Below are 26,680 nucleotides of genomic sequence, written 5' to 3'. Positions count from 1 at the left end.
CCGGAATGGTGTCGGTTTCTAATTCTGGTGCTAGCAATACTTTATGTAAAATGCCCAAAAGCGGCGTCGTGCATTCTCGACGCCGCTTTCATTTTAGTCCGCCATGCTGGCGGGTATGACAGCTTTCCTCCGATCGCCGCGGTATCCCCGCCCTCCTGTCCTGACCGGACTCACCCTGGCGCGCGAGGAGCGCGGTGCTGCCATCGTCGAAAGGGCGCTGGTGCTGCCGCTGCTTCTCGCGCTGCTGATGGGAATGCTCGTCTATGGCCAATATTTCCTGCTGGCGCACAGCGTCCAGCAAGCGGCGAACGACGCCCCACAAGCCCTGCTCACCGCCCTCGAGGCGCAGGGCGAAATCGGCCACGCCCGTATCTCGGTACGCGAAGCAGTCGAGGCCGCGAATGATGCGCTGCTAGAAATGCTCGGGGTCGATGTCGCTGCGTTCCGGCGGGTAAGCTTTTCGGCGTTGCTGGCGATCGGTTATCGGGCGGGTTTTGCCGATGGACTGGAGGAACTGTTCCGCTCGGGTAAGCCGGTACGACTGGCATCGCAGATCGTCACGCGGGATGGCGACGCGATCGACGTGACGCTGACGATCGCCGAAGTGCGCGGACCTTTTGCAAGCGACGGCGCGGTCGTGCTTGTCACCCAGCGGCCCGCCTAGAACCAGCTGCCGCGTTCGATCAACTTGCTGCCCGCGGACAGTGAGAAATACTGGCCGTCCTCGCCGACGATGATCGGCCCGTCGAAACGATCTTCGGCGCCATCGAGGAAGGCGGCGTTGAGGTAGGCGGAGGGCATCGACGGCACGACATGGCTGAGGACGAGCATCTTGACCCCCGCGACGCGCGCGCTGTCGGCGGCCTGCGACGGACTGGCGTGGTAATCGAGGATGTCGCGCATGATCTGCGCGGTCTGTTTGCGGCCCGCCTTATCAAGATTGGCGGCGAGCGTCTCGACCATCGCCGGGTTCAGAGCCTCGTGGATCAGCAGGTCGGCGCCCTTGGATGCCGCTTCCAGCGTTTTTGACGGCGCCGTATCGCCGCTGACGACAACGCTGCGCCCTTTATAGTCGAAACGATAGCCCACCGATGGCTGCACCGGGCGGTGATCGACAGCAAAGGCGGTCACGCGCAAACCATCGCCTTCATAGACGACCGTCGGCCCAGCGGGAATCGCAAAAGGCATGGCGGTGGCGCCCGCGGCGGCAGGCGGGGTGATCGCCTGACCGTGATGCGCGGTACGATAGCTGTTATCGAGTGCGTAAGCAGCATTGAACGCCGCGATCACCCGCTCGACGCCCGGCGGGCCATGGACGGGGAGGGGGCTTCTATTGCCGCTCGCGGTCCAGCGCAGCAGCATCATCGGTCCCATGCCGTCGATATGATCCGAATGAAAATGGGTCAGAAACATCGCCTGGATGCGGCCATTGGGCAGGCCCATCTGCGCGATATTGCGCGCCGCGCCTTCACCGGCATCGACGACAAACATCGCCTTGCCCGCGATCACGACGGTGCAGGACGCCGCGCGCTCGCGGCTGGGCAGGGGTGAGCCCGTGCCACACAGACCAACGTGCAAGCCATCGGGCAGATCCTTGAGCGTATCGCGCGCCGCGGCGCGTTCGACCGCCCGTTCGAACAGCCACAAGCCGATCGGCCGCTGGAACATCCATGCGGCCAGTACGGCGACAGCAATGACCGCCGCCACCCACAGAACGGCCCGTTTTGCCTTTGTCATCGCTCTTCCCCCATCTTGTCTGCAGCAACTGCGCGCGCTGGACAAGCCGCATCGTTACGCGCAATCATTACACCGAGGAAAGTTGTCAAATGCAACTTGCCGTTTACGTAAAGGTGAGCGCTCATTATAAGGGCGCCATTACCCAATGGGAGATTCGTGATGGACATGGAATTCAGCCCCGAAGATCTCGCCTTCCAGCAGGAAGTGCGCGACTTCATCGCCGAAAATTACCCCGCCGAGCTGCGTGAAAAGCAGGACGAGGGCGAAGAGATGTCCAAGGAGGATTTCCTCGTCTGGCACAAGATCCTGCACAAAAAGGGCTGGATCGCGCCCGCATGGCCCGTCGAATATGGCGGTACCGGCTGGACCCCGACGCAGCGTTTCATCTGGTCGGAAGAAACCGCGCGGGCCGACTGCATCCGCCTGATGCCCTTCGGCCTCGCGATGGTCGGACCGGTGATCTACACCTTTGGCACGCCCGAGCAGAAAGCCCATTTCCTGCCGCGCATCCTGTCGGGCGAGGATTGGTGGTGCCAAGGCTATTCGGAACCCGGTTCGGGTTCGGACCTTGCCTCGCTGCGCACCACGGCCGTCCGCGACGGCGATGATTATATCGTCAATGGGCAAAAGACCTGGACGACGTTGGCGCAGCATGCCGACTGGGGCTTTTTCCTCGTCCGCACCGACAAGGACGCCAAGCAGCAGGAAGGCATTTCGTTCCTTCTGATCGACATGAAATCGCCCGGCATCACCGTGCGCCCAATCATCACGCTGGGCGGCGAGCATGAGGTTAACGAAGTGTGGCTGGAGGATGTCCGCGTTCCCGTGTCGCAGCGCGTTTATGAAGAAAATAAGGGCTGGACCTGCGCCAAGTTCCTGCTCGCGCACGAACGCACCGGCATTGCCGGGGTCGCGGCGTCGAAGCGCGGGATCGAGAAGGTCAAGGCGATCGCCCGCACCGAAGTCGATGGCGACAAGCCGCTGCTCGCCAATGCGTTCTTCAAGCGCAAGGTGGCCGAGCTGGAAGTCGATCTGGCGGCGCTCGAGTTTACCGAGCTGCGCAGCCTGGCCGGTGCCAATGCGGGTCGCGGCCCGGGGCCGGAATCGAGCTTGCTCAAGATCAAGGGGTCGGAGATCCAGCAACGGTTGACCGAACTCAGCCTGGAAGCGGTCGGTCATTATGGTGCGCCCTATTTCCGCGGCTTCGGCGAGGGCGACAACGAGCATCCGATCGGGCCGGATTACGCCCATCGCGCGGCGCCGACCTATTTCAACATGCGCAAGACGACGATCTATGGCGGATCGAACGAGATTCAGCGCAACATCATCGCGAAGATGGTTCTGGGTCTCTGAAGCACGCGTCGCCCCCCGCATAGGCGGGGGCCGCAATCGGCCTGACTCAGCGCCGCAGTATAAACCTATAGCGGCCCCCGCCTTTGCGGGGGCGACGGGGATGTAAAATGGATTTCACCTACACGGAAACGCAGGACATGATCCGCGACACGCTGTCGCGCTTCCTGAGCGATACATATGATTTCGACACGCGACAGAAGTTCATCAATTCGGACGGCGGCCGCGATCCGGCGATCTGGACCGCACTCGCACAGGAACTGGGCATGCTCGGCGCGCCCTTTGCCGAAGAGCATGGCGGCCTCGGCGGCGGTGCGCTGGAAAATGCGATCGTCATGGAGGAATTGGGCAAGGTCATCGGGATCGAACCCTACCTGCCGACCGTCGTCATCGCCGGCGGCGCACTCAAGGCCGTTGGCGGCGCACAGGCCGATGCGTTCATTCCTGAAATCATCGCGGGCAATGCGATCATCGCATTTGCCTATGCCGAACCGCAGGGTCGCTACGACCTATCCAACCTACGCACCACCGCGAAAAAAGACGGTGCTGGCTATGTGCTGAACGGCCACAAGGGGGTTGTTTATGCCGCACCCTGGGCGACCCACCTGCTCGTCACCGCGCGGACCGGCGGTGCGACACGCGACCGTGAGGGCGTGTCGCTGTTCCTGATCGACGCCAACCTGCCCGGGATCGTCCGCCGCGAATATCCGACCGTCGACGGCAGCCGCGCATCGGAGATCTATTTCGAAAATGTCGCGATCCCCAGCGATGCGCTGCTCGGCGGCGAAGGCACTGGCCTGCCGCTCATCGAGCAGATCGTCGACGAAGCGACCGTCGCGGTCTGCGCCGAGGCGACCGGCGTGATGCAGAAGCTGCACGAAGGTACGCTGGAATATACCCAGCAGCGCAAGCAGTTCGGGGTACCGATTGCCAAGTTCCAGGTGCTCCAGCACCGTATGGTCGACATGTTCATGGAGGTCGAACAGGCGCGCTCGATGACGATCATGGGCGTGCTCAAGCTCGGCCTTCCCGCCAACGAGCGCATGGCCGCCGTGTCAGCCGCCAAGGCGAAGGTGTCGCGCGGCGCCAATTTCGTCGGCCAAAACGCGATCCAGACCCACGGCGGCATCGGCATCACGCAGGAATTGGCGATCGGTCATTATTTCAAGCGCGCGACGATGATCGAGAGCCAATTCGGCAGCCATGATTATCACATGGACCGGTATGAGCGGTTGGTTCTGGCGGATTGAGGCACTTTCGCCCATCTTTATGAGGGAGGGGTGCGAGAGTTACGAGCTTGCTCGCAGGTCGCAGCGGGGGTGGGTACGCGGCCCGAAAGAACGCCTGCGGCGACCCGCCACTAGCCCTCCCTAAAGAAGGGAGAGGAACGATCCTCAATACGCCACGTCCACCGCAATCCGCAGCGTCCTGGGCCGCAGCGGCGTCATAAAGCCCTCATTGCCCTCGACGAACGGCGTGCCGAGCGAAAAGCGATTGCCGCGCGAATCGAATAAGTTGGTCAACGTCAGCGATAGCCCGCGGCGATCGTTGCCGATCCGCATCGCGACCCCCGTATCGATATAGTCGCCCTGGCTCTCGCCCAGCACTGGCCCAATGCCGAGCCGCGACGGCCCGATATAGTTGGCCCAGCTGTTGACGCGGAAATCCTCGTCACCGACGACGGTGGCATAGTTGACCGACCCGCGCACCGCGTGGCTCGCGACATTGGGGATGCGGCCTAGCCGTCCGGGTGCGCTGGCGAACACCGGCAGGATTTCGAGCGCCAGATCGTCGACGCGGCTGTGGTTATACACCGCGCCGAGCTCAAAGGTCAGCGTCTCGGTCGGCCGCATCGCGAGCGCGCCCGACACGCTGGTAATCCGTCCGTCGCCGATATTGGCGGTAGTCGGGAAACCAGCGCTGTCGATGAAATCGGCCTGAATGTTGCGCCAGCGGCTGTGCGACACGGCGATGCTCGCGTCGAACAGGCTTTGCCCCTTATCGCCGAAACGGACACCGGCCTCCCAAGTCCGCACCTGATCGTTCAGGAAGCGTCGCACGAAGTCGCCGTCGATCGCCAGCCCGCCGGGACGGAAACCCTCCTGATAGCGCGCATAAAGCCGCAGGTTATGCAGCGGTGTCGCGAGAAGCGAAAAGGACGGCAGCAGGTCGGTTTCATTGCGCGACGCGGTCGTTGCCCGCCCTGCTTGCGCGAGCGCGAAAGACACGCCTTCGGCCATGCCACCGAGGCGCGCGTGCGACAAACGGATCCCACCCGCGGCAATCAGGTCGGGCATCACTTCGACCGTGGCCTCGGCATAGCCGGTGACTTCGGTGATTTTGTTGGTGACGCCGGGCAGCACCGCGCGCAGCGGACCATAGCCATATTCGCGGTTCTGCCGTGCGCGATTGTCGATGAAGCTCGCGCCGATCACCCAGCCGAGACCATCGTGATATGGGCGCGAAAGCCGGTTTTCGCTGACGAACATCCGCGTTGCGTTGCGCTGGTCGAGGACACGCGGGACGGTACTGAGCGGGGTGACCTGCACCGGCGCGAAAAGGCGTTCGACATCCACCGCACCCGTCGAGGCGACCGAGCCGGGCGGTGCTTCGGGCAGGCTGGCGTCGAAGCGTTCGAACAGACGGTGATCGATGAAGGCATTCGACGACTGAAAATGCAGGCCGTCCCAATCCTTCATGATGACAATCGTGCCAAGACCGTAGCGCGCCGATGCATTTTGCTCGACCATCGAATTGCGGGTCAGCGGGTCGGCGGCCTTGTCGGCATATTGCGCGTCGTTCGATTTGATCGACTGATACACGCCGCCCAGATCGACGGTCCAGTCATTCCCGGCGTCGAAGCGAAAAGCACCCCGCCCCCCGCGCACATGGACGCGGTTGACGTCGTTCTGGCCGCGCAGCGGGTTGTCGATATAGCCGCCGTCGGTCAGCATATAGCCAACCAGCCGCAATGCATGGCCATCGTCACCGACCGGCAGATTGGCTATCGCAGCGATGTCCCCGCCAGGGTCGCCATGCTGGGTTAGCGAGACGCCGGCTATCGCCTGCACCGACATGGCGCGCGGGTCGGGGGCTTTGGGGACGACGCGAATGATGCCGCCGAGCGACCCTGCGCCATAAAGCGTGCCCTGCGGCCCTTCGAGGATTTCGACATTGTCGACGTCGTATAGCCTGAGGTCGGGATCGGGCGCGTTATAGCTGAGACGGATGTCGCCCAAATATTGGCCGACCGTCGACTGGGTCGGGCCGGTAAAGCTGGAATCGGCGATACCGCGAATGAACAGCTTGTTGCGCCCCGAACCCAGATGGGTCGAGGATACAGTTGCGGTCCGCGACAGGATCGATTCCATCCCACGCTCGCCGCCAAACGCCAAATCGCCGCCACTCAACTGAGTAACGACGCCGGCAAAATGCGAATAGGGCAGGTCGGTCTTCGACGCGGTGACGATGATCTCGTCCTGCGCGGCCGCGACCATATCATGCGCCGGTTCGCGCGCGCGATGCTGTGGAACCTGCCGTGGCGGCGGAGCAGCGCGGTGAGCCACCCTCGGTGCAGGGGCGCGGCGTTCGATGCGCCAGCTAGTAGCCGAGACGCGCACGGCGCGGGCGTTCGAACCCTTCAGCAGCCGCAGGATCGCTTCCTCGACGCGCATCCGGCCGCGCACGGGCTTGACCCGCGCCTGCCATAATTTGGCGTCGACGACGCTGATGCTCACCCCCGCCTGTCGACTGATCACCGGCAACGCGGTCGACAAGCTTCCTTTTGGCACGTCGAACGCGCGCTCCTCTGCCGCCAAAGCCTGCGCGGGCAGGCTCAGCAACGTCGCGGCAGCAACAAGGGAAAGGCGCGGGTTCATGCTCAGCGGGTCAGGATCCAGCCATCGCCGTGCCGCTGAGCCTTCGTCCCTGACAAGGCGGCAAGGTCGGAAATGGTGCGGTTGCGGTTTTTGTCGATGATCAGCGCGCCGCGGAACGATAGTGCGGCGGCGGCGGGAGCCACCTGCACGTCCATACCGGCGGTCCGTTTCAGATCCTCGGCCACAATGACCAGCGGGGCATCGTTATAAACAAGCAGCCCACTGCGCCAGCCACCGATGCTGGCGACATCGATGTCCTTCACAACGGGTGGTTTGCTATCATCATCGCGCGCGTCGATCGCCTTGCCTGCGATCAGACGGACCTTGTCGCGATCGGGGTTATAGAGAACGATGCCTTCCGACACCGCGACCGACGTCTGCCGCTCGCGCCGGACGACGTTGAAGGCGGTGCCCAGATCAACGAGCCGGTCGCCGCCTGCTTCGACCACAAAGGGATCGTCGTCGCGGTGGACGACATGGAACATCGCTTCACCCGCTTCCAATCGGGCAAAGCGCGGGCGGCCCTTATCGATCTCGACCACAGAGCCACCGTTGATGTCGATCCGCGATCCGTCGGCGAGCTCGATAGTGCGATGTTCGCCCGCCGCGGTCTCGATCCGGTTGGCGTTGCCGAATGGGTTCAGCGTCGACAGGCCGATAACCGCGACCAAAGCTGCTGCGATAGCGCCCCCAAACCAGCCCCGGCGTGAGGTGCGACGCGGCGTGGTCGGCATCGTCGCTGCAATGGGCTTAGCCACCGCGGGCAGCGCGTCGAGGTCCCGATCGATGCTAGCCACGGCATCATAGATCGCAGCATGTTCGGGATCTTCGCCGAGCCAGTCGGCAAAACCGTCCCAATCGTCGAACGCCGGGTCGCGCTGACGGATCAGCCAATCGATGGCGCGCGCTTCGGCGGGATTGGCATCAGGATGCATCGAACTGCCTCCGCAGCGCGGCCAACGTTGCATAAACCTTGCGCAAATCGGCCTCGACGGTGCTTAGGCTGATCCCCATTTCGCTGGCTATAGCGCGTTGACTGGCTCCGTCGACACGGAACCGGCGAAAAATACGGGCCGGGCGTTCGCCGGTACCGGTGATTGCCGACTCGACCAGCAGCAGTTGCTCGCGGGAGATCAGCGCGGTCTCCGCCGACGGTTCGTGACCCGCCGCCGCCTCGCCCCACGCATGGTCGCGCAGCGCGCTTTGCCGCGTCGATCGATAGCGATCCAGCATCAGATTGTTCGCGGCGCGCATGACATAGGGCAGGGGATCTGCAACCGGACCCATCGGCCGATCGGTCAACCGCATCCACAAATCCTGGAACAGATCCTCGGCCGCCTCGCCCGCGCCGCGCACCTGCAAGAACCGGACGATCCGATCCCGGTTGGCGAGCAATACGCCTTCGATGCCCAGTGCGGCATCGGTTCGGTCGTGCGAACTGGTCATCGATTGCTTGCTCTGGAACGCCATTTTCTGCCGGTTAGCGCCGCCCCGGCGCGCGCCATAGGTTCCCCTGATGCCGCCGTCATATAGCGCCCATGTCCCGCCGCGCAACCGCGGCGCCGGGAAAGAGAGGAGGGGCAATGCAAACATCGGTGTCTTGTTTCATTTCTGTCTAAGCAAGGGGGAGGCGGGGTAGGGAGGTGCCTCCCCCTTGCACGCGGGGCCGGCCGGGGGGCTAGAGGCCGACCCGCAGACTCGCACGGAACGCCCAACCAATATGGTTTTGCTGTTCCTCCGCGGACATTTCGCCAGCGACCTGAAAGGCCGAATTGCCAGCAATGCCACGAAGACGGCCGACCCAGCCGCTCGTGCGATCATCAGGAATTAGCGTAAAGGGCGTGCCGTCCTTGAACGACGCGGTGGTCGAGCCCAGCGTACCGCCAACGATCTGACGCCGACCGCCTTCGATTTCGAAGCGCGTCCAGCCGTCATATTGATCGAGGCCTCCAAAATCCATGCCGAGCGCAACGGTGCCCGAGACCGCGAGTTCATCGCTGTCGCGGCCGAGTACCTTCAGGTCGAGTGCGTTGCCGCCGCCGGTTTCCTGATAGCCCTTCTCGGTTAGCTTGAAATAGTCGACCGCGACCATCGGGCGGATCGTAATGCCACCGGCGTGGGCGTCATAGGCAAGCGAACCTGACGCCGACCACAAGGTGCCGTCCCATTTACCCTTCATCGTCTTTTCGATGTCATCGGCGCCTGCCTCGGCGCTGAAGATACGGGTGCCCTTCATCTTGATGGGCGCGCCCGATACGCGGGCGTTGGCCATGAAGCCCTTCGAACGCAAGCGCCAGTGCAGCGCGCCTTCGAACTGGCTGGTGGCGACTTCATTGGCGTTGCTGCCGTTGCCGTCCTTGCCGCTGAGGAAGGCGATCGAGCCGCCGAAGTTGCCGACGTCGCTCTTGATCTCGGCACCGAGCCCGATGCCCCAGCCGCTGACGTCATAGCTTGCGGTGTCACCGACGCTCTTCGACGTCCCCCATACCGCCTGATTGACCCAATAGCCCCATTTGCCCTCGTCCTGGAACGGTGCGTTGGGATCTTGCAGGTGGCGCGACAGCGCGCGCGAACCCGAGGTGACGGTTTCGAACACGCCGCCTTCATGCTCGGGCAGCATCTGGCCGAGCTGGGCGCGGAACTGATCGCCATCGGTGATGCCGAGGAAGACATCTTCGATCTTCTGGTCAGCGACCACGGCGTCGATCACCGCGTCGAACGCGCCCGCTTCAGAACGGTTGAGCCCAAGGTCGCTGGTGCTTTTGCGCGCCACATCGACGATCAACTGCGTAGCGTTCGAGGTCAGCGTGCCTTTGTAGAGGAATGGTAGCAGCGTCTGCGACGCGGTCAGATTGCTCGCGCCGGTCAGCGAACCGGCGGTCAGCACGATGTGCCGTCCCTCGGCCTGCTCAATGCTCGACAATTTGAGCGCGAGCTTTGATTCTGCGCCGAAACCGGCATTGCCTGTGACCTGAAGCCCCGTGCCGGTGGCGCCCATGTCGAGCAGCACACCCAGCGTGCCCTTGTCGGCAACCGCGAGCGAGGCGATTGTCGCCTTGCCGCCGACGTCGAACGTGCCGCCGCTGACCGATACCGCCAGCCCCTGCGCATTGGCCAGCGAGCCCGAGAAGATTGCCGTTCCGCCGATGCTGAGCGTGTCGGTACCGCCGCCGAAATCAGCTGCGCCGGTGAACTTCGCAGTGCCAGCCAGCGTCATGCTGTCGTTAGCGGCGCCGAAGCGCGCGTTGCCCGCATATGTGGCGTCGCCCGACAACGCGAGGCGATTGTTGCCGCTGCCAAAGAAGCTGTTCCCCTTCACCGACCCGTCTGCAATATCGAACACGTCATTGCCGCCGCCAAAGCGCACGTCGCCAACGATGGACGGGGCCGTGACCCCCGATGCGACCGCAGTTTGCTTGACGGTCGCCCCCGCGGCATTGGTCGACAGGTCGATCGCCACATTGCGGTCGGACGTTGCCAGCGCACCGCTGGCGCTGATCGTGCCGCTGTTCTCGACCGTGGCGACGGTACCCGACAGGTCGACGATCGCCCGCGCGGTACCATTGTCGCCGCCGGTCTTGGCCGCGATCAAGCCGCTGTTGCGGATCAGCGCGACATTGCCGCCTGCTTCCACCAGAACGGCGGTGGCGACCGAACCCGCGACGTTACCCGTGGTCGTCGCCTCGACCTTGCCCGCATTGCGCAGCTCGGGCGTCGTCGCGCCGCTGCCGATGCGGATTGCGGTCGCGGCGACATCCTTCGACAGCGCGGCCACGCTGCCCGTCGCGCCGATCCCGATGCCACCCGCAATGGTCACGGCTCCGCCGAGGCCACCGATCTGCATGCCGTTGCCGTCCTTGCCGGCATAGAGACCGTTGCCGATCACGCTACCGTCGATGATCAGGCCGAGGCCGGTTCCGGTTCCCGCAACCGGACCGATCGTCACGCTTTGCGTTGCCGATCCGATCCGCACCGCTGCGGCCGAGCCGAACGAACGCACAACCGCGCTGCCTTCCTTGTCGTCGGGTATGCCGTCCTTGTCCTCATCATTGTCCGTGGTGCTCGAATCCTTGGGCGGGACCGCGAGGACGATGCCGCCGCTCACATTCCCCTCAACCGACAGCGCCGGGCCGCCGATCAACAGATCGTCAGCGTCGAGTTTCGACGGATCGGCGGGCGGCGCCGTGAAGCGATATCCGGTCGCGGTCAGGTTGCCCTGGACGACGAGCGCGCCGGTGATGTTACCCGCCACTCGCGCGGCGGTTGCGTCGAGGCCGGTGGCGGTGATCGTCCCGGCGAGGCGGACGTTGCCCGCGACATCTTGCAACCCGACGCCGAGCGCACGGTCGCCGAGCACGGAGACCGTGCCGTCGGTGGTAAAATTGCCGGTCAGCGGTCCGCCAAGGCGCATGCCTGCCGAATCATTTCCTTCAATCGTAATCGCCCCGCTGTTGACGATATTGCCGGTAAAGGCTCCAAGGGTAGCGATGCCGACGCGGTTGTTGCCCAGCGCAAAGGCGCCGTCGATATCGCCGTCATTGTCGATGTCGGTTGGCGCATAGGGTTCATCGATGATGATCTTGCCGGTCGCGGCATTGGTGATCGATCCGACCGCCCCGGCATTGGCGACAATGCCACGCGCGTCGTTGACGTTGCCGATCTCGATCGTGCCCTCGTTGATGACCTTGTGATTGCTGTCGATGGTGACCGCGGTGCCCGTCGTCGGCTTCACCGATCCGGTCGACGTGATCTTGATATCGTCGGGGGCCCCCGATTTGATCGTCGACGTCTGCACTGGCGCCGTGGTCGCAGTGGTGATCGTCGTTTCTGCGTGGGCAGTCGTCGAAAGCAGGGCGGCCAGACAGGTGGTGGCCAGCAAGGTTTTGCGCATCGGTTTCCTCTTGTGATCGGGGGCCGGGGTGACATCCCGGCGACAATCACAAGACGGAGCGGGCGAAGCGCAGCCTTGATCGGTTCGTCATTTTATTCGGCCATGGAGTTTTGGGCCGAAGGAAAAAATCCCGCAAAGAAAAAGGAGAGCCCTTGCGGACCCTCCTCCCTCATTCGTTTCGGTATCGGCGATTAGCGGGTTTTGAAACGGACCCCGACACGGAAGCTGCGGCCCAGCAGATCCGAGTAGGTGCTGTTGGCCGCGAGCCCGGTTTCGGGCAGCAGGATCGGATCGTCGTTGAGAAGGTTCGTCACGTTGAAGAAGAACTCGCCCCTCGCATCACCACCGGCGGAGAATTTCTGCGTCAGGTTCAGGTCGACGTAGAACGCGCCCTTGATGCTGTTGCTTTCATAGGTTGGCGCGTTGACGTTCGAGGTAGGGCAGCCCGTCTGGCATTCGATGCCATTGGCGACATATTTGCCCGCGCTCACGCCGCGGCCGGTCGCCGTGATGCCGAAATCGTCGGCATCATAAGACGCGCTGATACGGTAGATCCATGTCGGGGTGCTGGACTGGCCGCCGTTCACGCCGGTCGAGTCCACCACCACCGTGCCAGGTACGCCGCTGTCGAAGCGGTTTTCCAGATAGCGGGTGGCAAGACCGCGAAGCGTGAACGCACCCGCGTTGCCAACCGGCAGGCGGTACGACGCATCGATATCGATACCGCGAACCTTCTGGCTCGCCGCGTTGAATGGCCGCGTCTCTATTATCAGATACGGCCGCGCTGGATCTTGCGTGCGCGCCGCGTCGGTCGTGATCGCGTCACAGAACGCCTGCTCGCCGAGGAAGCACAAATTGACGATTTGCTGCGCGCTGAACGCGCTGATCCCGCTGTTCACCTTGATGCTGAAATAATCGACCGCAAGGTTGAAGCCGGGGAGGAAAGTCGGCGTGAATACTCCGCCAATATTCCACTGGTTGGACTTTTCCGGGCCGAGATCCGTGTTGCCGGTCGCAAAGCCCGAATAGGCGTAGCCTGACTGCGCTGGCAGACCCGCCGGTACGAAGGATGGACTGGTGCCATTCACAAAGCCGGGGTTGCTCACCGAATCGCTGTTGGCGGTGCCTGCCTGGAACAGATCGTTGAGGTTTGGTGCGCGGATGTCGCGCGAACGGGTAACACGCAACCGAATGTCGTCGATCGGCTGCCAGGTCGCACCCACTTTCCAGGTCGTGACATAACCCGCGGTCGAATAATCGGTCGCACGCACCGCGCCGTTGAACTCGAGGCCAAAGCCGAGCGGCACGACGGTTTCGAGATAGGCTTCCTTGACGTCGTAGGATCCGAAACTGGGCAAATAGTTGCCCACCGACCAGCGGTTGCGGGCACCAATGACATTGCCGTTTGCGTCGGTCAGCTGCAACGGCTGGAATTCGTCGGGGACGAAACCCTTGACCTCTTCCTTGCGATATTCAGCGCCGACCGCGATGCTGACATCGCCCGCCCAAGTTGCAAACGGCGTGGCCGAGAAGTTGGCACCGATCACGGTCTGTTCGATCACCTGGTCGCGATACGGATCGCCCAGCACATAATCGATCGCCGCCGGGTCGGCGACGCCCAGACCCAGACGGTTGAGCGGCACACACGCGGCGTCGTTGTTGGTGGGATCGGCATCGACGTTGATCAGGCACTGGATCGACCCCGCGGGGAAGCCGCTGCCCGCGGGCGCGAAGGCTGCGTCACGCGCGGCATTGATGTTTGCAATATTCTGGATGTCGCGCAGCTGCTCACGAAGCTCCGCGCGGCTATATTGACCGAATATATCCCAGCGCGCGGTGTTGCCGAACGCGTCGAACTCGCCCTGCGCGCCGACCAGATAGCGCTGCACCTTGCGCTTGTTGTCAATTCCGCGACCAGGCAGATCGGCCGATGTCGTGGCGATGGTGACGCTGGTGATGCCCTGTAGCGCCGCCGCGCCGAGCGTATTGAGCAGGAAAGCGTTGCAAGTGACCGGCACCGGCGTTTGAGTACAGCCGGTGGCATTGAGCACGATGCCGGTTTGCAGGTTTGGCCCGGCGTTGAATCGCACCTTCTGCTGGTTATACGCGGCTTCGGCGAACAGCTCGATGCCGTCAGTGACCTCAAAGCTGACGCGGCCGAACAATCCGTAACGGTCGTCCTCTGGATCCAGACCGATGCGGCGGCCCGAATCATTGACCTGCCAAGATCCGCCTTGTGTCAGCGTTGGCGGGGAGGAGCCCGTCGGCGAGGGGAAGGTCAGTGGCCCATAGATGAACTGGTTGATCGCGCCGCCATTGGTGAAATAAAGCCCGCGCAAGCTGTTTGCGGTGGTGCCGGCCGAACCGGTGATGAGGCTACCTGGCGCCGAGTTTGCTGCGCCGACCTGGCGCCGGATCAGGAACTGCGGTTGCCCGTTGGTCGCAGTATAGTCAGGGTTCGTGATCCGGACAAAGCCGGTCGCGTTCCAATCCCGGTTCACGTCGAAGATTCCGTCGCGATGGGCGATCTCGCCGCTCAGCAGAACATGGCCGCGCCCGCCGGCAAATGCCATCCCGGCGGCAGCGCTGGCCGAATAGTTGAAACCGTCGCCATATTGGGTGATGCCGCTATCGGCCTCGACCTTCAGCCCTTCATATTTGTTGTTGAGGATGAAGTTGACGACGCCCGCGACCGCGTCCGAGCCATAGGCCGCAGAAGCACCGCCGCTCACGACTTCGACGCTGGAGATCAGCGCCTGCGGTATCGTATTGATATCGACCAGTCCGGTAATCGTCGAACCCACCGAGCGCTTGCCGTTGACCAGGATTAGCGTCCGTTCCGCCCCCAGATTTCGGAGGTTGAGCGCGTTGATGCCTGCCTGCCCGCTCGAAATGTTGAGGCGCGAGTTCGACGGACGGGTCGAACCGGCCAGCGACGGCAGCGTGTTGACGAAATCGGCGATGTTGTTCGATGGCGAGCTGTTTTGGATCTCCGTCTCGCCCAGCACCGTCAACGGCGTCGGCGCCTGAAACCCGTCGCGCACGACGCGCGAACCGGTCACGACAATCTGGTCGTTCGCCGCGGCTTCGCTGGCGGCCGCTGGGCTCACGCTCTCGTCTTGCGCCAGCGCGGGCGCGCTGTGAACGATCGCCAAAGCGGTCATCGCCGCACCGATATTCCTCATGCCGACGAGCGACCGACGATTCCGACCAATATTACGCATTTTAACCGTCCCCTTTGTTGCCCAAGAACCAGCCCACCATCACCCGATGGCATACCGGCGTCGATACGCCAGATGGCTGTTCCGTTTTGTCCCGCCTGCCTGTGTGGTGGCCGTTTGGCGCACTCGATTATTTTGTAGCACTCACATTCCGTCGGCCCCCCAGTTCGCCTCGTCACGGGGCGGGCGCAGCGGGTTCCGTGACGGGAAGGTTACAGGGTGGTTGCGGGGGGTCAACCGCTTCGCGCTGATCCTGACGATATGGACCTATAGCCATAAGGCATGGTGTGCGGCCCAAGGCTGTCCGCGGTAAATAGCTTGTGTTTATAGGGGGTACCCCGCTTGCTATAGCGGTACGCCAACGCGCTGCGATAGGCTTTGATTTTCCTTCGCAACTTGGAGAAGCTCCGTTGATCCAGCGCCGCGCATTTCTGCTCGCCTCGGCCGCGCTTGTCGCCATGCCGGGAAACCTGATCGCTCAATCCAGGGTCAGGGGCGGGACGCAGAACCTGACTCTGCAGGGCGCTCGCGCCCCGATCGAGATCGTCGAGGATGAACTCGGGGTGCCGCATGTGCGGGCGGCATCGAAGCATGACGCATTTTTCGCGCAGGGTTATCTGGTCGCGCGCGATCGCCTTTTCCAGCTCGATATCGACCATCGCCGCGACATGGGACGGATGGCTGAAGCGTTCGGGTCGGCTTTTGTGGCGGCGGACCGGGCGGCACGTCTTTTCCACTATCGCGGTGACATCGACGCCGAACTGTCGGACTTGCCGCCAGATGTGCTCGACTGCGCGCTTGGATATGTCGCGGGCGTCAATGCGCGGATCGACGAACTGGCAGATAACCCGGCGGACATGCCGCTGGAATATGGGATACTCGGCTTTGCCCCGCTCCGCTGGGATATTCGCGATCTCGTCAAACGGCGCGGGATCGGAATGGGCGATGCCGACGACGAAGTCCGCCGCGCTCAGCTTCAGGCGCGCGGATTGATCGACGCCGAACAGCTGATGATGCCCCTTCGCCCGGCATGGTCCTTTTCGGTACCTGAGGGGCTCGACCCGGCGGCGGTGAGCGATGCCGATCTGGGTGTGCTTGATCCGGCAAACCGACCGGTGCCTTATGATGCCCTGCAGGAGCCGCGGACGGGACCGGACCAGTCGGAAGGCGATCGCTTTGCCCTGGGTAGCAACGCGTGGACAATCGCCGCGTCGCGGAGTGCGACCGGTCGCCCGATCCTGGCGAACGACCCGCACCTCGGGATCGGCGGCGCCAGTCCGCGGCATATGATCCATTTGACGGCACCGGATCTCGACGTGATCGGAGCAGGGGCGCCCGGTTTGCCGGGGATCATGCAGGGGCACACCGACCGCTTCGCCTTTGGCCGGACCAATTTCCATATTGATCAGACTGACCTGTTCATCCTGCGAACGCAGGAGGGTAATGCCGACCGATATTGGCACCAAGGCAAATGGCGGTCGTTCGAAATCTTTGAGGACGAGATTGCGGTGAAGGGTGCCGCGCCCGAACGCGCGATCCTGCGCTATGCCGACGGGCGGCCGATTGTGTCGCAGGACGCCGCGCGCAACCGTGCCGTCGCGCTTGCAACGGTGAGCATGTTGCCCGGCGCCAATATGCGCTTCGCAATCATCGCGATCAATCTGGCGAAGGACTGGGCGACGCTGCAGCAGGCATTCAAACTGCATGTGTCGCCGACCAACCTTCATTATGCCGACGTCGACGGCAACACTGGCTGGCAGACGATCGGCTTTACGCCGCGAAGGCCGAAGCATGACGGCCTGTTCCCGGCGCCGGGCGACGGCGACTATGACTGGACCGGGCTGATCCCGGTCAAGGATATGCCATCCGTCTATAATCCGCGTGAGGGCTGGTTCGCGTCGGCGAACGAAATGAACCTGCCCGCCGATTATCCGTACCGCGAGCGGATCATCAGCTTCAACTGGAGCGACCCCTTTCGCTACAACCGCGTTGCCGAGGTACTGCGGAGCCAGCCAAAGCATCGGATCGAGGACAGTATCGCGCTTCAGCATGATGTTCAGTCGCTTCCCGCGCGGGCGTTGCTCAAGCTGCTTCCGGCCACGTTGTCGGCTGAGGCGGCCCCTGCGGCGGCCATGCTGCGCCGCTGGGATTGTGGAATCGAGGTAGGCAGCGCCGCGGCCCTGTTGTTCGAAATGGTGATGGTCGCGCTGTCGGCCAGCTTCCGCGAACAGGTGGTACCAGCGGCGGCGCGTGAACTGATCCCGTCAGTCAACTTGTCCGAAATGCTCCGCATCCTCGCGGCGCCCGACACACGCCTGGGTGACGATCCCGCCGCGGTGCGCGATGCGCTGATCGATGGCGCACTGGTCGCGGGCTGGGCGCAGGCCGTCGAACTGGGCGGCGCCGATCCGGCAAAGTGGCAGTGGGGCAATCTCCACCGCGTCAACATCGCGCATCCGCTCGCCTCATCGAACAGCGCGATCGCGGCAGCCTTCCCGAAAATCGAGGGCGGACGGTCGGGCGGCGACGGTACGACGCCGATGGCGCGCGGCTTCAATGCCCGACGCGGGTTTCAGGTGTCGCACGGCGCAAGCTTCCTGTTTGTCGCCGACGTGGGCGCGTGGGACAACAGCCGTTATCTGTTGCTTCCCGGCCAGTCGGCCGACCCGCGGTCGCCGCGCTACGGCGACTTTTATCCCAAATGGTTGGCGGGTGCGATGCAGCCGATGTGGTTCAGCCGCGCGGCGGTCGACCGCCACGTGGTCGGCCGGATGACCGTTACGCCAAAGCTATAGCGCCTCGGCGATCGCCACAAGCATCCGGTCGACGGCGGCAGTCGCCTGACTGTCGGTGCCGTCGGGCATGTCGTTGGCCAGCACCGAAAAGATCAGCGTCCGTCCGCTGCGCGTTACCAGATAGCCCGAAAGTGCGCGGCTGGCGTTGAGCGACCCGGTCTTGGCGAATAGCTGGCCTTCGAGCAGCGTCCCCTTGAATCGATTTTGCAGGGTGCCGTCGCGCCCGGCGATCGGCAGCGTGTCGCGCCATGCCGTGCCCCACGACTGGCGAGCAATCCACGCCAGCAGGCCCACCGCAGCGCGCGGTGTGATGCGGTTATAGGTCGACATCCCAGACCCGTCGGAAAAGTCATAGCTGGTTTCAGTCAGCCCGGCCTGACTCATCAACTGGCGCATCACCGCCTGCCCATCGGCGATCGAACCGCTCCCACTTTGCCGCGCCACGCGCCGCAGCATCAACTCGCTATGGAGGTTTTGGCTCTCTTTGTTGATCCGCATCATGTTCTCCGCCAGCGGCTGCGGCTTGAGTTCGGCGAGCATTACGGGAGGGCCTGACGGCGCCACGAAAGGGACGGTGCCGCGCTCCTTCGGATCGTCGGCAGGCGTCAGTGGGCGGCGGCGCGCGTCGATATCGCCGTCGACGCGAACGCCGCGTGCGCGCAGCAATTCGCGCAGTCGCCACGCGGCAAAATGCGCCGGGTCATCGATGCCATAACGCATGGTGATGACTGGAGCCTGGGCACCGATCGTTCCGGTAAGGCGCATGGTGCGGCTGTTCGGCATCCGGTCGGCGACAACCGCCTCTTCTTTGCCGGCGACGGTCACGACACGATTTTCGATGTCGTAATAGCCTGTGGATTTCAGGCTTGCGGCAGCTCCAACGACGCCCGGCGCCACAGTGACGACAAGCTCATTATCGTCGAGCGTCAGCGCCGACGTCGCGGTGCCGTACCGAGACTGTATATTGTTCCAGCTCATCCCCGGGCTCCAGCGCTCGTCGGGCAGCCAGCTGTCGTCGCCGATGACATGGCGAACGTGGCGCGTTGTGCGCGCAACGGCATCGGCCAGCTTCTGTAGACAATTTTGAATACAGTCATCGGCGCTCGACAGCCGCGGGTCGCCGCGACCATGCAGTACCACGTCGGTCGCGCTTCCATGTTTTTCGAGACGAACGCCTGTCCCTTTGGCGTTGCGCTCGAGCAGGGGAAGCTGTGCATAGCCTATGGCTGTGGTGAACATCTTGGTATTCGAGGCGGGGATGAACCGCTGGTCGGGCGCGATCGAAACCAGCGTTTCGCCCTCCATCGTGGTCACCAGCAGGCCGATGCGCGAACCTGCGGGCCGATCGGCAAGTTTCTGCTCGGCAAGAGACTGTGGCGAGGATGCTTCGGGCGTGCGGGCTTTGGCGGGCGCGAGAGAAAATGACAGTGCCATCAGGGCGGGGAGGGCAAAGCTCCTGATCAAAATCGTCATGCGGTTTGTGATTCCTCCCATGCGAGAATAAGTCGTTCGCCGACGGCGGGACGCAACGCCGCAATGCCGCTGTCGCGATGTCGAGACGGATGAACGCGATTGGTCAGCAATGTCCAGGCGAGGCCGCGGTCGAAATCGATCCACAAGCCGGTTCCGGTGAATCCCTTATGCCCGATAGTCTCCGCCGAGCAGCGACTGCCGCCGTGCCAGCCCGGAAAAGCCTTTTGCCAGCCGCAGGTCCGGTGACGGTCGCCCGCCGTCCGGATTTCGGCCATCATCGCGGGGGATAGCAGTGATCCGTCCAGCAGCGAGCGCGCGAAGCCGAGCACCCCATCGACCGTGCCGAACACGCCGGCATGTCCGGTCGCGCCGCCGAGCGCAAAGGCGTTTTCGTCGTGCACATCGCCCTTCAAAATGCGGCCGCGCCAATTGCAAAATTCTGTCGCAACCGCCGGGCCGGGCGGCCGACCATAGCCCAATTCCCTGCCGAGCGGCCAGTCGGAGAGCGGTACCCCGGTCACGCGCTCGATTGCGATCCCGAGCAGGATAAAATTGATGTCCGAATAGACCGGTGGCCCTTGGCGCCACTCTCGTTGCAGCACAAAGGCGCGCAGGCGCGCCGGATCGGCATCATAGGTGTAGATGGGCTCGACCGCGGGCAGGAAGGTCCGGTGCATCAGGCAATCGCGAAAAGTCAGCGATCGTTCGGGTGCGTTCGCAACGTCATATTGACGCAGATCGGGGAGCGCATCGGTGAGTGGTCGGTCAAGTTCGAGGCGCCCCTGATCGGCAAGCAAAAGGATAATCGTGGTAGTCGCAATCACCTTGCTGAGCGACGCGAGATCGAACCAGTGGTCGCGGATCAACGTCTCGCGCACAGGTTCCAGCGCTGCCATACCTGCAAGGCATGCGGCGCTCTCGCCTGTAGCGGTGACCACACCCAGCGCCGCAGCGGGGACTTCGCCCCGCTGGACGGCGGCAAGAGCGGATTCAAAGCCGCGATCACAGACCGCTTGCAGATTCATTGTGCCGGTTGCCGCATTTGAGTCTCCGCTTCGGTCTCGGCATCGATCGCTTTTTCCCAGCGCGCCACCACCGTGGTGACGGTCAGATTGGCGCTGGCGCTGGCTACCGTGCGCGTCATGTCGAGCAGGCGATCGAACGGCAGGATGAAGCCGACGATCAGCGCGGTCTGCTCGGGTGAAACACCGGCCGACGCCAGCACCGCGGCGAGCATGAACAGGGATGCCGACGGAATGGGAGCGGTGCCGAAAGCCGCAAGCGCACCGGTTAGAAGGATGATCGCGAGCATCGGCAGGTCGGGTTCGATCCCGAGCGCCTGCAGGCCAAAGATGCTGAGCAGCCCCACGTACATAGCGGTGCCGTCCTTGCCGATGCTGGCGCCGATCGGCAGCACCGTCGACGCGACGCCGGGAGCGATCTTCAAGTCGTCGCGTGCGATCCGCAACGCGACCGGCAGGGTGGCGGCGGACGAGGCTGTCGAAAATGCCACGGCGAGAGCATCGACGATGGTGCGGTAAAAATGCAGAACATGTTGGCGTGCGACCAAGGCTATCAGAGGAACGTGGACCAGCAATATCTGGAGGAGCACGCCCGCTGCGACGCCGACGGCAAGCCACCCAACGTTGGCAAATACCGCGACGCCATTGTCGGCGACGGCTTTGCCGATCAACGCGAGAACCCCGAACGGCGTGATTTCCATGATGATACGCACGAGGTGGAACATCACTTCGCCCGCCGATTGCAGCAGATTGGCGACCGGACGTCCCTTGTCTCCGGCCAGGATTACGCCGAAGCCCAGCATCATCGCGAAAAAGATGATCGCCAGCATATCACCATCGGCTAGCGACTGGACGATGTTCACCGGGACAATGCCCATCAGCTGATCATAAAGCGATTTGGGTTCGCCTAGCGCGTGCGGCGCCGCGTTGCCAAGTGCCGCCCCCTTGCCGGGTTCCAGCACCATCCCGACTGCGATACCGATCGATACTGCACAGGCGGTCGTGGCCGCGAACAGCGATACCGTGCGGGCGCCGACCGAACCCAGTTTGCGCGGGTCGGCAAGGGCGGTGACGCCCGAGGCGATGCTGATGAAAACGATCGGCACGACCAGCATTCGGATGAGGCGGACGAACAGGTCGCCAATAAAGGCAATGGCGCCGGTAGCCGCGGGCCAGAGCAAGCCAAGCGCGACGCCGATCACCATCGCGCCGAGCACCCGTTGCCAAAGGGGGATCGCAAACCAGCCGCGCATCAATCCTGTCATCGGCCCCTGCACCCCATGTCCGTTAAAGTCCGCCCCAGAACCCCGGTTGCGGTGGCGACAGCATGCCGCTTGCACCGCTGACACCGCCCGCACGATCCTCGGCAAGCCAGAGCGGTCCGTCAAGGTCGATGAAGTCACTCCCGGCGGCAACCGCCCAGGCCGGAGCGATCGACAGCGAGGAGCATATCATGCACCCCGTCATGACGCCCAGCCCGCGCTGCCGGGCGGCGGCGGCAAGTTCAAGTGCGGCAGTCAGCCCGCCGCTCTTGTCGAGTTTGATGTTCACGACGCCATAACCGTCAGGCAATTGGTCGAGATCGGCGGCGACGTGCACCGATTCGTCGGCTGCGATGGGGATCGCGGAGCGAAATCCGGCAAGATCGCTGTCGGCGTTGGCGGGCAGCGGCTGTTCGAGCAAGTCGACGCGCAGCTCGGTCAGCAGTTCCTGCAGATCGCGGACCTCGTCGATCGTCCAGCTTTCGTTCGGATCGACGATCATCCGCGAGGTCGGCGCAGCAGCGCGGACCGCCTTCAGGAGCGCTGCGGGGTCGTTGCGGTCGACCTTGACTTTCAGCAGCGGCGCATCCGCGAGCGTGGCCGCGGATCGCCCCATATTCTCGGCCGTATCGAGCCCGACCGTCATCGCGGTGACGAGCGGACGCCGCGGAATCTCGACGCCGAGGGTTTCGGCAAAACTGTAGTCGCCTTGCTGCAGTTCCAGATCCCACAGCGCACAGTCGATCGCGTTGCGCGCCGACCCAGCGGGCATCAGGTGCATCACGTCCTGCCGTCCGGCGCCGCTCTCGATCGCCGACCGTACGTTCTCCACTGCGGCAATCGTACTGGCAACGCTTTCACCGTAGCGCGGATAGGGAACACCTTCGCCGCGGCCGATGACGCCATATTCCGAAATGATGACCGTGACCACCTCGGCAGCTGTCTTGGTGCCGCGCGATATGCGGAAGGGCGAGTGGAGCGGAAAGGTCTCCGCAAACACCGAAAGGATACGAGGCATCGGCGAAGGTTCAGGCTGTTTGCACGGCGACAGACGACGCGGCTTCGACGCCGAGCAACCGATCGAGAATGGACTCGACGCCGAACCGATAGGGATCGCTCGTTGGCAGGCCGAACTCGGCTTCGGTTCGCGCGCACAGTGCTGTCGCTTCCACTTCGGGCATCGCGGACGTGTTCAGCGCGATGCCGACCATCCGCACATCGGCGCTGGTGAGCCGTGCGGCGCGAAGATTGGCCTCGATACATTCGCCAATGCCCGGCAAATCATAATGCGGCAGTCCGCGCATGTGCGGCCGCACCGGGTCGTGACATAGAACGAGCGCGTCGGGCTGGGCGCCGTGGATCAAGCCCATCGAGACACCAGCGAACGACGGGTGATAGAGCGAGCCCTGACCCTCGATCAGATCCCAGCCATCGTCGCTGCGCGCGGGCGATATTTGCTCGATCGCGCCCGAAATAAAATCGGCGATGACGGCGTCCAGCGGCACACCGTCGCCCGCGATCAGTATACCGGTCTGTCCGGTCGCGCGGAAGTCGGCGGCGACGCCGCGCTGTTCGAGGGCCCGGGCAAGACACAGCGTTGTATACATCTTGCCGACCGAGCAATCGGTTCCGACGGTCAACAGGCGGTTGCCGGGCCGCGGCTTGCCATTGCCGATCGGAATGTCGGGGCGCGGTTCGCGCACATCGTGCAGCTTGCAGCCGAACTTCGCTGCAGCCTCAGCCAGCCGCGGTTCGGCGTTGAGGCGCTGGTGCAGGCCCGAGGCGATATCGAGCCCGGCTTCCATCGCGGCAAGCGCATCGACGATCAACGCATCACCGAGTTTGCCCCCGGCATTGGCGATGCCGAGCACCAGCGTTCGCGCGCCCACGGCACGCGCGGCGGCAAAGTCCATCCGCGGCAATTCCAGCGTCAGCGTACAATCATCGTGGCGAAATTCGCCGACGCAGATCTCGGGCCGAAACACCGCGAGGCCGCGCGAGGTCTTGATGTCGGCGGCATCGGTCGAATGACCCAGATAGAGAAGATAGGGTGTAGCGATCATGGCTTGAAAAACCTGCGTGACAATGAAGGCGCCATTTCTATCCTCACCCGGCGAGTTGCCCCAATATCCAGCGCCTCATATCCTATAGCCTGACGCTATAATCCTTCGATCACCGTCGCGAGTACGTCGAGGAAGGCGGACGTGGTTTTCGACGGGGGACGATTCTGCAAATAGACAGCGTTGATGTCGAAAGTGATTGCCGGCTGCAGCGGGCGGCTGGAGAGCCCCGGCGCCAATACCGCGTGGGCGGTGAAATTATCGACGATCGCCATTCCGACGCCTGCTCCGACGAGTGCCGCGGCGACATAATAGGTGCGCGCCGATATCACCTCGTCGAGTGTCACCTCTAGCCGGCTGAGCTCGCTCGACAACATGCGCCCGATCGGCCCGTTCTGCACCGGACTGATAAACTTGTGCCCGCGCAGCTCGTCAAGGTGTAGGCGCGGCGGCGCGGCGGGCATGTCCTGCTCGCGGTAGATGACGACCAGCTCGCCCTCGCCAATCACCTGATGCGCGACCGGCGCCGACAGCGGCACCTCGAAACCCACCGCAATGTCCGTTTCATGCTCATAGAGTTTGCGCACCATTTCGTCGTGATGCAGCGTCTGAAGGTCGAACATGATGTCTTCATGATCAGCGAGAAACCGTGCGACCGCTGCGGGAATTGCGCCAAGGCCAAGCGAGGGCAGGGCCGAGATACGCAGCAATCCGCCGCGCCCGTGCCGCAGATTCTGACACGCCTGACGCAGCGAGCGAACCCGGTCCTGAATGTCGGACACCTCGGCGAACAGGGTGTGTGCGTCCTGGGTCGGGATCAGACGACCCTTCGATCGTTCGAATAGCGTTAGACCGATCGACCGCTCAGCGTGGCGAAGCACCTTGGTGACGGAAGGTTGCGACACGTTGAGCGCGCGGGCAGCGGCGCTGACCGTGCCGTGCAGGAACACTGCATGGAATATCTCGATCTGGCGCAGGTTCATTCGGCTATGGTCCCGGATCAGGTGGTTCGGGCGATGATCAACGGCCGCCACAACCCACATTATGCCATCGGGTTATGGGCGCGGCAACTCCCCTGTCTGGACCTAGGGTGGTCGTTCGGGACATTCTGGCTAGTGCGTTGTTCGAGCCAGCGAAGAAGAACGCTATCTTACGCCCCGGCGGCGCTCCGTTATATCTGCAAGAGTCGTATCAATGCCAACATCCTTTTCCGCAAAAGTCGCTCGGCGATCGATCGCGCTTCTGTCATCGGCGGCGCTAATCCTTTGCGGGTCCAGCGCCGGAGCAAACCCGAATGACTCTGTCGATGTCATCATCCACGGGGGCACCATCCATGACGGCGGGGAGGGCGCGCCCTTCGTCGGCGATGTTGCCATCCGCGAAGACCGGATTGTTGCGATCGGTCCGGATATTCCACGAAAAGCAAAGCGCATCATTGACGCCAAAGGCATGATTGTCACACCCGGCCTTATTGACCCGCACACCCACGCGGACGCATTTTTGAGATCGTCCGTTCGGGGGGAAAGGCTCAACGCGCCGTGGCTTTATCAGGGCGTCAGCACGGTAATGATCGGCGTCGACGGGGCCGGCACCCCCGATGTTGCAGCCGATGCCGAACGGTTGGTGCGATCGGGCATCGGAACCAATGTCGTGCCCTTCGTTGGTTTCGGCCCGGTTCGCCAGCGCGTGCTGGGCCAGGATGCGCGTGCGCCGACGGACGCCGAGCTTGGTGCAATGAAAGCCCTGGTCGCCAAGGGAATGTGCGAGGGGGCAACGGGCTTTTCGACCGGGCTTTTCTATGCCCCACAAAGCTTTGCAACCAAGGCGGAAGTCGTGGCGGTGGCGCGCGAGGCGGCGGTCCGCGGCGGCCTGTACGACACCCACCAGCGCGACGAATCGAGTTACAGCATTGGCCTGCTCGGTTCGGTCGAAGAAGCGATCGCGATCGGTCGGCAAGCCAATATGCCGGTGCATTTCGCGCATCTGAAAGCGTTGGGCGTTGACGTGCACGGCCAGGCTGCTGCGGTAATATCGGCGATCGAAAAAGCGCGCGCGGCGGGTATCGAGGTGACCGCCGACCAATATCCGTGGCTCGCCTCGGGCTCGAACCTCGATGCGGCACTGTTGCCCCGCTGGGCGCTCGATGGCGGCGGCGCGGCGTTGCTCAAGCGGCTGGATGATCCGGCGACGCTCGCGCGGATCCGCGACGAGATGCAGGAGAATTTGCGGCGGCGCGGGGGCGCGGAAGCATTGCTGCTGATCGGGCAGGGGTATCCCTGGGTCGGCAAGACGCTGGAAGAGGTCGCTGCCGAGTGGAAACTCGACAGCCGTGACGCCGCGCTGCGGATCATCCGCCAGAATATCGCGGTAAAACAGCGCGGCGATAACGGCGGCGGAACCGCCGTCGCCTCATTCAACATGGCGCAAGCCGACGTCGATCTTTTCATGCAGCAGCCTTGGATGGTGACGTCATCGGACGGATCAGCGGGCCATCCCCGTATGTTCGCCAGCTTCCCGGAAAAATACGTCCGATATGTCCGTGAACGGCGGGTCATCAGCCTTACAACCTTTATCCGCCAGTCGACCGGGCGCACTGCAGACATCTACAAGCTCGACCGCCGCGGTTATCTTCGCCCCGGTCATTACGCCGATGTGCTGGTATTCGATCCCAATACCTATGCCCCGCAGGCGGACTATATCCGGCCACGCGAACTCAGCGTCGGAGTACGCCAGTTGTTCGTCAACGGACAGCTTGCGATCGACGGCGGGCGAGCGACGGGTGTCGCCGCGGGGCGCCCATTGCTGCGCCCGCTCCCCGCCAACTGCGCCCAAAAAATGCAATGACGCCAATGAGCGGCCCGAGACATAGGTGACGATTTGTACCGGACACATGGGTAACACATTTCGCTTTGCGGGAGGTGTCGATGCCATGGAAGGAGTGTTCGGTAATGGACGACCGTATACGCTTCATCGCGCGTCTTCTGGATGGTG

The 26,680-nt window shown here is 63.4% G+C and carries 18 protein-coding genes; 6 read left to right on the top strand and 12 right to left on the bottom strand.

Features of this window, described 5'->3' with window-relative positions; genetic code table 11:
• Positions 1 to 115 precede the first annotated feature (115 nt).
• Complete coding sequence (locus K0M74_RS13175) at positions 116 to 664, top strand: TadE/TadG family type IV pilus assembly protein (RefSeq protein WP_293973128.1); 549 nt, start codon at positions 116 to 118, stop codon at positions 662 to 664.
• On the opposite strand, the gene K0M74_RS13170 is transcribed toward K0M74_RS13175, so the two are convergent.
• Entirely contained in the window at positions 661 to 1,737 is a 1,077-nt protein-coding gene (locus K0M74_RS13170; protein ID WP_293973125.1) for an MBL fold metallo-hydrolase, read from the bottom strand. The genes K0M74_RS13175 and K0M74_RS13170 overlap by 4 nt on opposite strands.
• A 159-nt stretch (positions 1,738 to 1,896) precedes the next feature.
• Here K0M74_RS13170 and K0M74_RS13165 point away from each other — a divergent pair, with 159 nt between their 5' ends.
• Entirely contained in the window at positions 1,897 to 3,090 is a 1,194-nt protein-coding gene (locus tag K0M74_RS13165; protein ID WP_088441882.1) for an acyl-CoA dehydrogenase family protein, read from the top strand.
• Positions 3,091 to 3,197: 107 nt separating this feature from the next.
• A complete protein-coding gene (locus K0M74_RS13160; RefSeq protein ID WP_293973120.1) occupies positions 3,198 to 4,337 on the top strand; it encodes an acyl-CoA dehydrogenase family protein in 1,140 nt (379 codons plus the stop codon).
• A 144-nt stretch (positions 4,338 to 4,481) separates the two neighbouring features.
• Here the strand turns inward: K0M74_RS13160 and K0M74_RS13155 are convergent, their stop codons facing one another.
• From K0M74_RS13155 to K0M74_RS13135, 5 genes are all read right to left on the bottom strand, one after another.
• Complete coding sequence (locus tag K0M74_RS13155) at positions 4,482 to 6,965, bottom strand: TonB-dependent receptor (protein WP_293973117.1); 2,484 nt, start codon at positions 6,963 to 6,965, stop codon at positions 4,482 to 4,484.
• A gap of 2 nt (positions 6,966 to 6,967) precedes the next feature.
• Positions 6,968 to 7,900 carry a FecR domain-containing protein gene (locus K0M74_RS13150; RefSeq protein ID WP_293973114.1) on the bottom strand — a complete coding sequence of 311 codons (933 nt, stop codon included), beginning with the start codon at positions 7,898 to 7,900 and terminating at the stop codon, positions 6,968 to 6,970.
• Complete coding sequence (locus tag K0M74_RS13145; protein ID WP_366932664.1) at positions 7,890 to 8,558, bottom strand: sigma-70 family RNA polymerase sigma factor; 669 nt, start codon at positions 8,556 to 8,558, stop codon at positions 7,890 to 7,892. Before K0M74_RS13145 ends, K0M74_RS13150 begins: the two co-directional genes overlap by 11 nt.
• A gap of 85 nt (positions 8,559 to 8,643) precedes the next feature.
• Positions 8,644 to 11,856 carry an autotransporter domain-containing protein gene (locus tag K0M74_RS13140; RefSeq protein ID WP_293973111.1) on the bottom strand — a complete coding sequence of 1,071 codons (3,213 nt, stop codon included), beginning with the start codon at positions 11,854 to 11,856 and terminating at the stop codon, positions 8,644 to 8,646.
• A 191-nt stretch (positions 11,857 to 12,047) separates the two neighbouring features.
• Positions 12,048 to 15,041 (bottom strand): TonB-dependent receptor, encoded by a 2,994-nt coding sequence (locus tag K0M74_RS13135; protein WP_293973108.1) that lies wholly within the window; start codon positions 15,039 to 15,041, stop codon positions 12,048 to 12,050.
• A gap of 446 nt (positions 15,042 to 15,487) precedes the next feature.
• Here K0M74_RS13135 and K0M74_RS13130 point away from each other — a divergent pair, with 446 nt between their 5' ends.
• Positions 15,488 to 17,872, top strand: a complete 2,385-nt coding sequence (locus tag K0M74_RS13130; protein WP_293973105.1) for a penicillin acylase family protein — start codon at positions 15,488 to 15,490, stop codon at positions 17,870 to 17,872.
• Here K0M74_RS13130 and dacB read toward each other — a convergent pair.
• The 6 genes from dacB to K0M74_RS13100 all read right to left on the bottom strand — a co-directional run bounded on the left by dacB (position 17,867) and on the right by K0M74_RS13100 (position 24,672).
• Positions 17,867 to 19,306 (bottom strand): D-alanyl-D-alanine carboxypeptidase/D-alanyl-D-alanine-endopeptidase, encoded by a 1,440-nt coding sequence (gene dacB, locus K0M74_RS13125; protein ID WP_293973102.1) that lies wholly within the window; start codon positions 19,304 to 19,306, stop codon positions 17,867 to 17,869. The genes K0M74_RS13130 and dacB overlap by 6 nt on opposite strands.
• 35 nt (positions 19,307 to 19,341) lie before the next feature.
• The gene (locus tag K0M74_RS13120) at positions 19,342 to 20,370 is read right to left on the bottom strand and encodes a serine hydrolase (protein ID WP_293973099.1); all 1,029 of its coding nucleotides are present in this window, start codon (positions 20,368 to 20,370) and stop codon (positions 19,342 to 19,344) included.
• Positions 20,367 to 21,632 (bottom strand): dicarboxylate/amino acid:cation symporter, encoded by a 1,266-nt coding sequence (locus K0M74_RS13115; protein ID WP_293973096.1) that lies wholly within the window; start codon positions 21,630 to 21,632, stop codon positions 20,367 to 20,369. The genes K0M74_RS13120 and K0M74_RS13115 overlap by 4 nt, the downstream gene beginning before the upstream one ends.
• Before the next feature lie 22 nt (positions 21,633 to 21,654).
• Positions 21,655 to 22,647 (bottom strand): N-acetyl-D-Glu racemase DgcA, encoded by a 993-nt coding sequence (dgcA, locus tag K0M74_RS13110; protein WP_293973093.1) that lies wholly within the window; start codon positions 22,645 to 22,647, stop codon positions 21,655 to 21,657.
• A gap of 10 nt (positions 22,648 to 22,657) precedes the next feature.
• A complete protein-coding gene (gene dgcN / locus K0M74_RS13105) occupies positions 22,658 to 23,692 on the bottom strand; it encodes an N-acetyltransferase DgcN (RefSeq protein WP_293973090.1) in 1,035 nt (344 codons plus the stop codon).
• A 95-nt stretch (positions 23,693 to 23,787) separates the two neighbouring features.
• Positions 23,788 to 24,672, bottom strand: a complete 885-nt coding sequence (locus K0M74_RS13100) for a LysR family transcriptional regulator (protein ID WP_088442245.1) — start codon at positions 24,670 to 24,672, stop codon at positions 23,788 to 23,790.
• Between K0M74_RS13100 and K0M74_RS13095 the strand changes: the two genes are divergently transcribed.
• Positions 24,643 to 24,987: a hypothetical protein gene (locus K0M74_RS13095; RefSeq protein ID WP_293973135.1), complete on the top strand. Its 345-nt coding sequence runs from the start codon at positions 24,643 to 24,645 to the stop codon at positions 24,985 to 24,987. The two genes, K0M74_RS13100 and K0M74_RS13095, sit on opposite strands and share 30 nt — an antisense overlap.
• Positions 24,884 to 26,533 carry an amidohydrolase family protein gene (locus tag K0M74_RS13090; protein WP_293973085.1) on the top strand — a complete coding sequence of 550 codons (1,650 nt, stop codon included), beginning with the start codon at positions 24,884 to 24,886 and terminating at the stop codon, positions 26,531 to 26,533. Before K0M74_RS13095 ends, K0M74_RS13090 begins: the two co-directional genes overlap by 104 nt.
• Positions 26,534 to 26,680: the final 147 nt, after the last annotated feature.

The sequence above is a fragment of the Sphingopyxis sp. genome (genome assembly GCF_019459305.1).
In the GTDB taxonomy this organism is placed as follows: domain Bacteria; phylum Pseudomonadota; class Alphaproteobacteria; order Sphingomonadales; family Sphingomonadaceae; genus Sphingopyxis.
Note: the sequence above shows the minus strand (reverse complement) of the source record. Positions and strands in the feature narration are given on the sequence as shown.

Bases quoted from the DNA above. Each gene is read 5' to 3' on its own strand.
- K0M74_RS13095 (WP_293973135.1), top strand. From the start codon at position 24,643: ATGGAATATCTCGATCTGGCGCAGGTTCATTCGGCTATGGTCCCGGAT.
- K0M74_RS13100 (WP_088442245.1), bottom strand. From the start codon at position 24,672: ATGAACCTGCGCCAGATCGAGATATTCCATGCAGTGTTCCTGCACGGC.
- K0M74_RS13155 (WP_293973117.1), bottom strand. From the start codon at position 6,965: ATGAACCCGCGCCTTTCCCTTGTTGCTGCCGCGACGTTGCTGAGCCTG.
- K0M74_RS13140 (WP_293973111.1), bottom strand. From the start codon at position 11,856: ATGCGCAAAACCTTGCTGGCCACCACCTGTCTGGCCGCCCTGCTTTCG.
- K0M74_RS13175 (WP_293973128.1), top strand. From the start codon at position 116: ATGACAGCTTTCCTCCGATCGCCGCGGTATCCCCGCCCTCCTGTCCTG.
- K0M74_RS13170 (WP_293973125.1), bottom strand. From the start codon at position 1,737: ATGACAAAGGCAAAACGGGCCGTTCTGTGGGTGGCGGCGGTCATTGCT.
- K0M74_RS13145 (WP_366932664.1), bottom strand. From the start codon at position 8,558: ATGTTTGCATTGCCCCTCCTCTCTTTCCCGGCGCCGCGGTTGCGCGGC.
- K0M74_RS13160 (WP_293973120.1), top strand. From the start codon at position 3,198: ATGGATTTCACCTACACGGAAACGCAGGACATGATCCGCGACACGCTG.
- K0M74_RS13165 (WP_088441882.1), top strand. From the start codon at position 1,897: ATGGACATGGAATTCAGCCCCGAAGATCTCGCCTTCCAGCAGGAAGTG.
- dacB (WP_293973102.1), bottom strand. From the start codon at position 19,306: ATGGCACTGTCATTTTCTCTCGCGCCCGCCAAAGCCCGCACGCCCGAA.
- K0M74_RS13120 (WP_293973099.1), bottom strand. From the start codon at position 20,370: ATGAATCTGCAAGCGGTCTGTGATCGCGGCTTTGAATCCGCTCTTGCC.
- K0M74_RS13150 (WP_293973114.1), bottom strand. From the start codon at position 7,900: ATGCATCCTGATGCCAATCCCGCCGAAGCGCGCGCCATCGATTGGCTG.
- dgcA (WP_293973093.1), bottom strand. From the start codon at position 22,647: ATGCCTCGTATCCTTTCGGTGTTTGCGGAGACCTTTCCGCTCCACTCG.
- K0M74_RS13135 (WP_293973108.1), bottom strand. From the start codon at position 15,041: ATGAGGAATATCGGTGCGGCGATGACCGCTTTGGCGATCGTTCACAGC.
- K0M74_RS13115 (WP_293973096.1), bottom strand. From the start codon at position 21,632: ATGACAGGATTGATGCGCGGCTGGTTTGCGATCCCCCTTTGGCAACGG.
- dgcN (WP_293973090.1), bottom strand. From the start codon at position 23,692: ATGATCGCTACACCCTATCTTCTCTATCTGGGTCATTCGACCGATGCC.
- K0M74_RS13090 (WP_293973085.1), top strand. From the start codon at position 24,884: ATGCCAACATCCTTTTCCGCAAAAGTCGCTCGGCGATCGATCGCGCTT.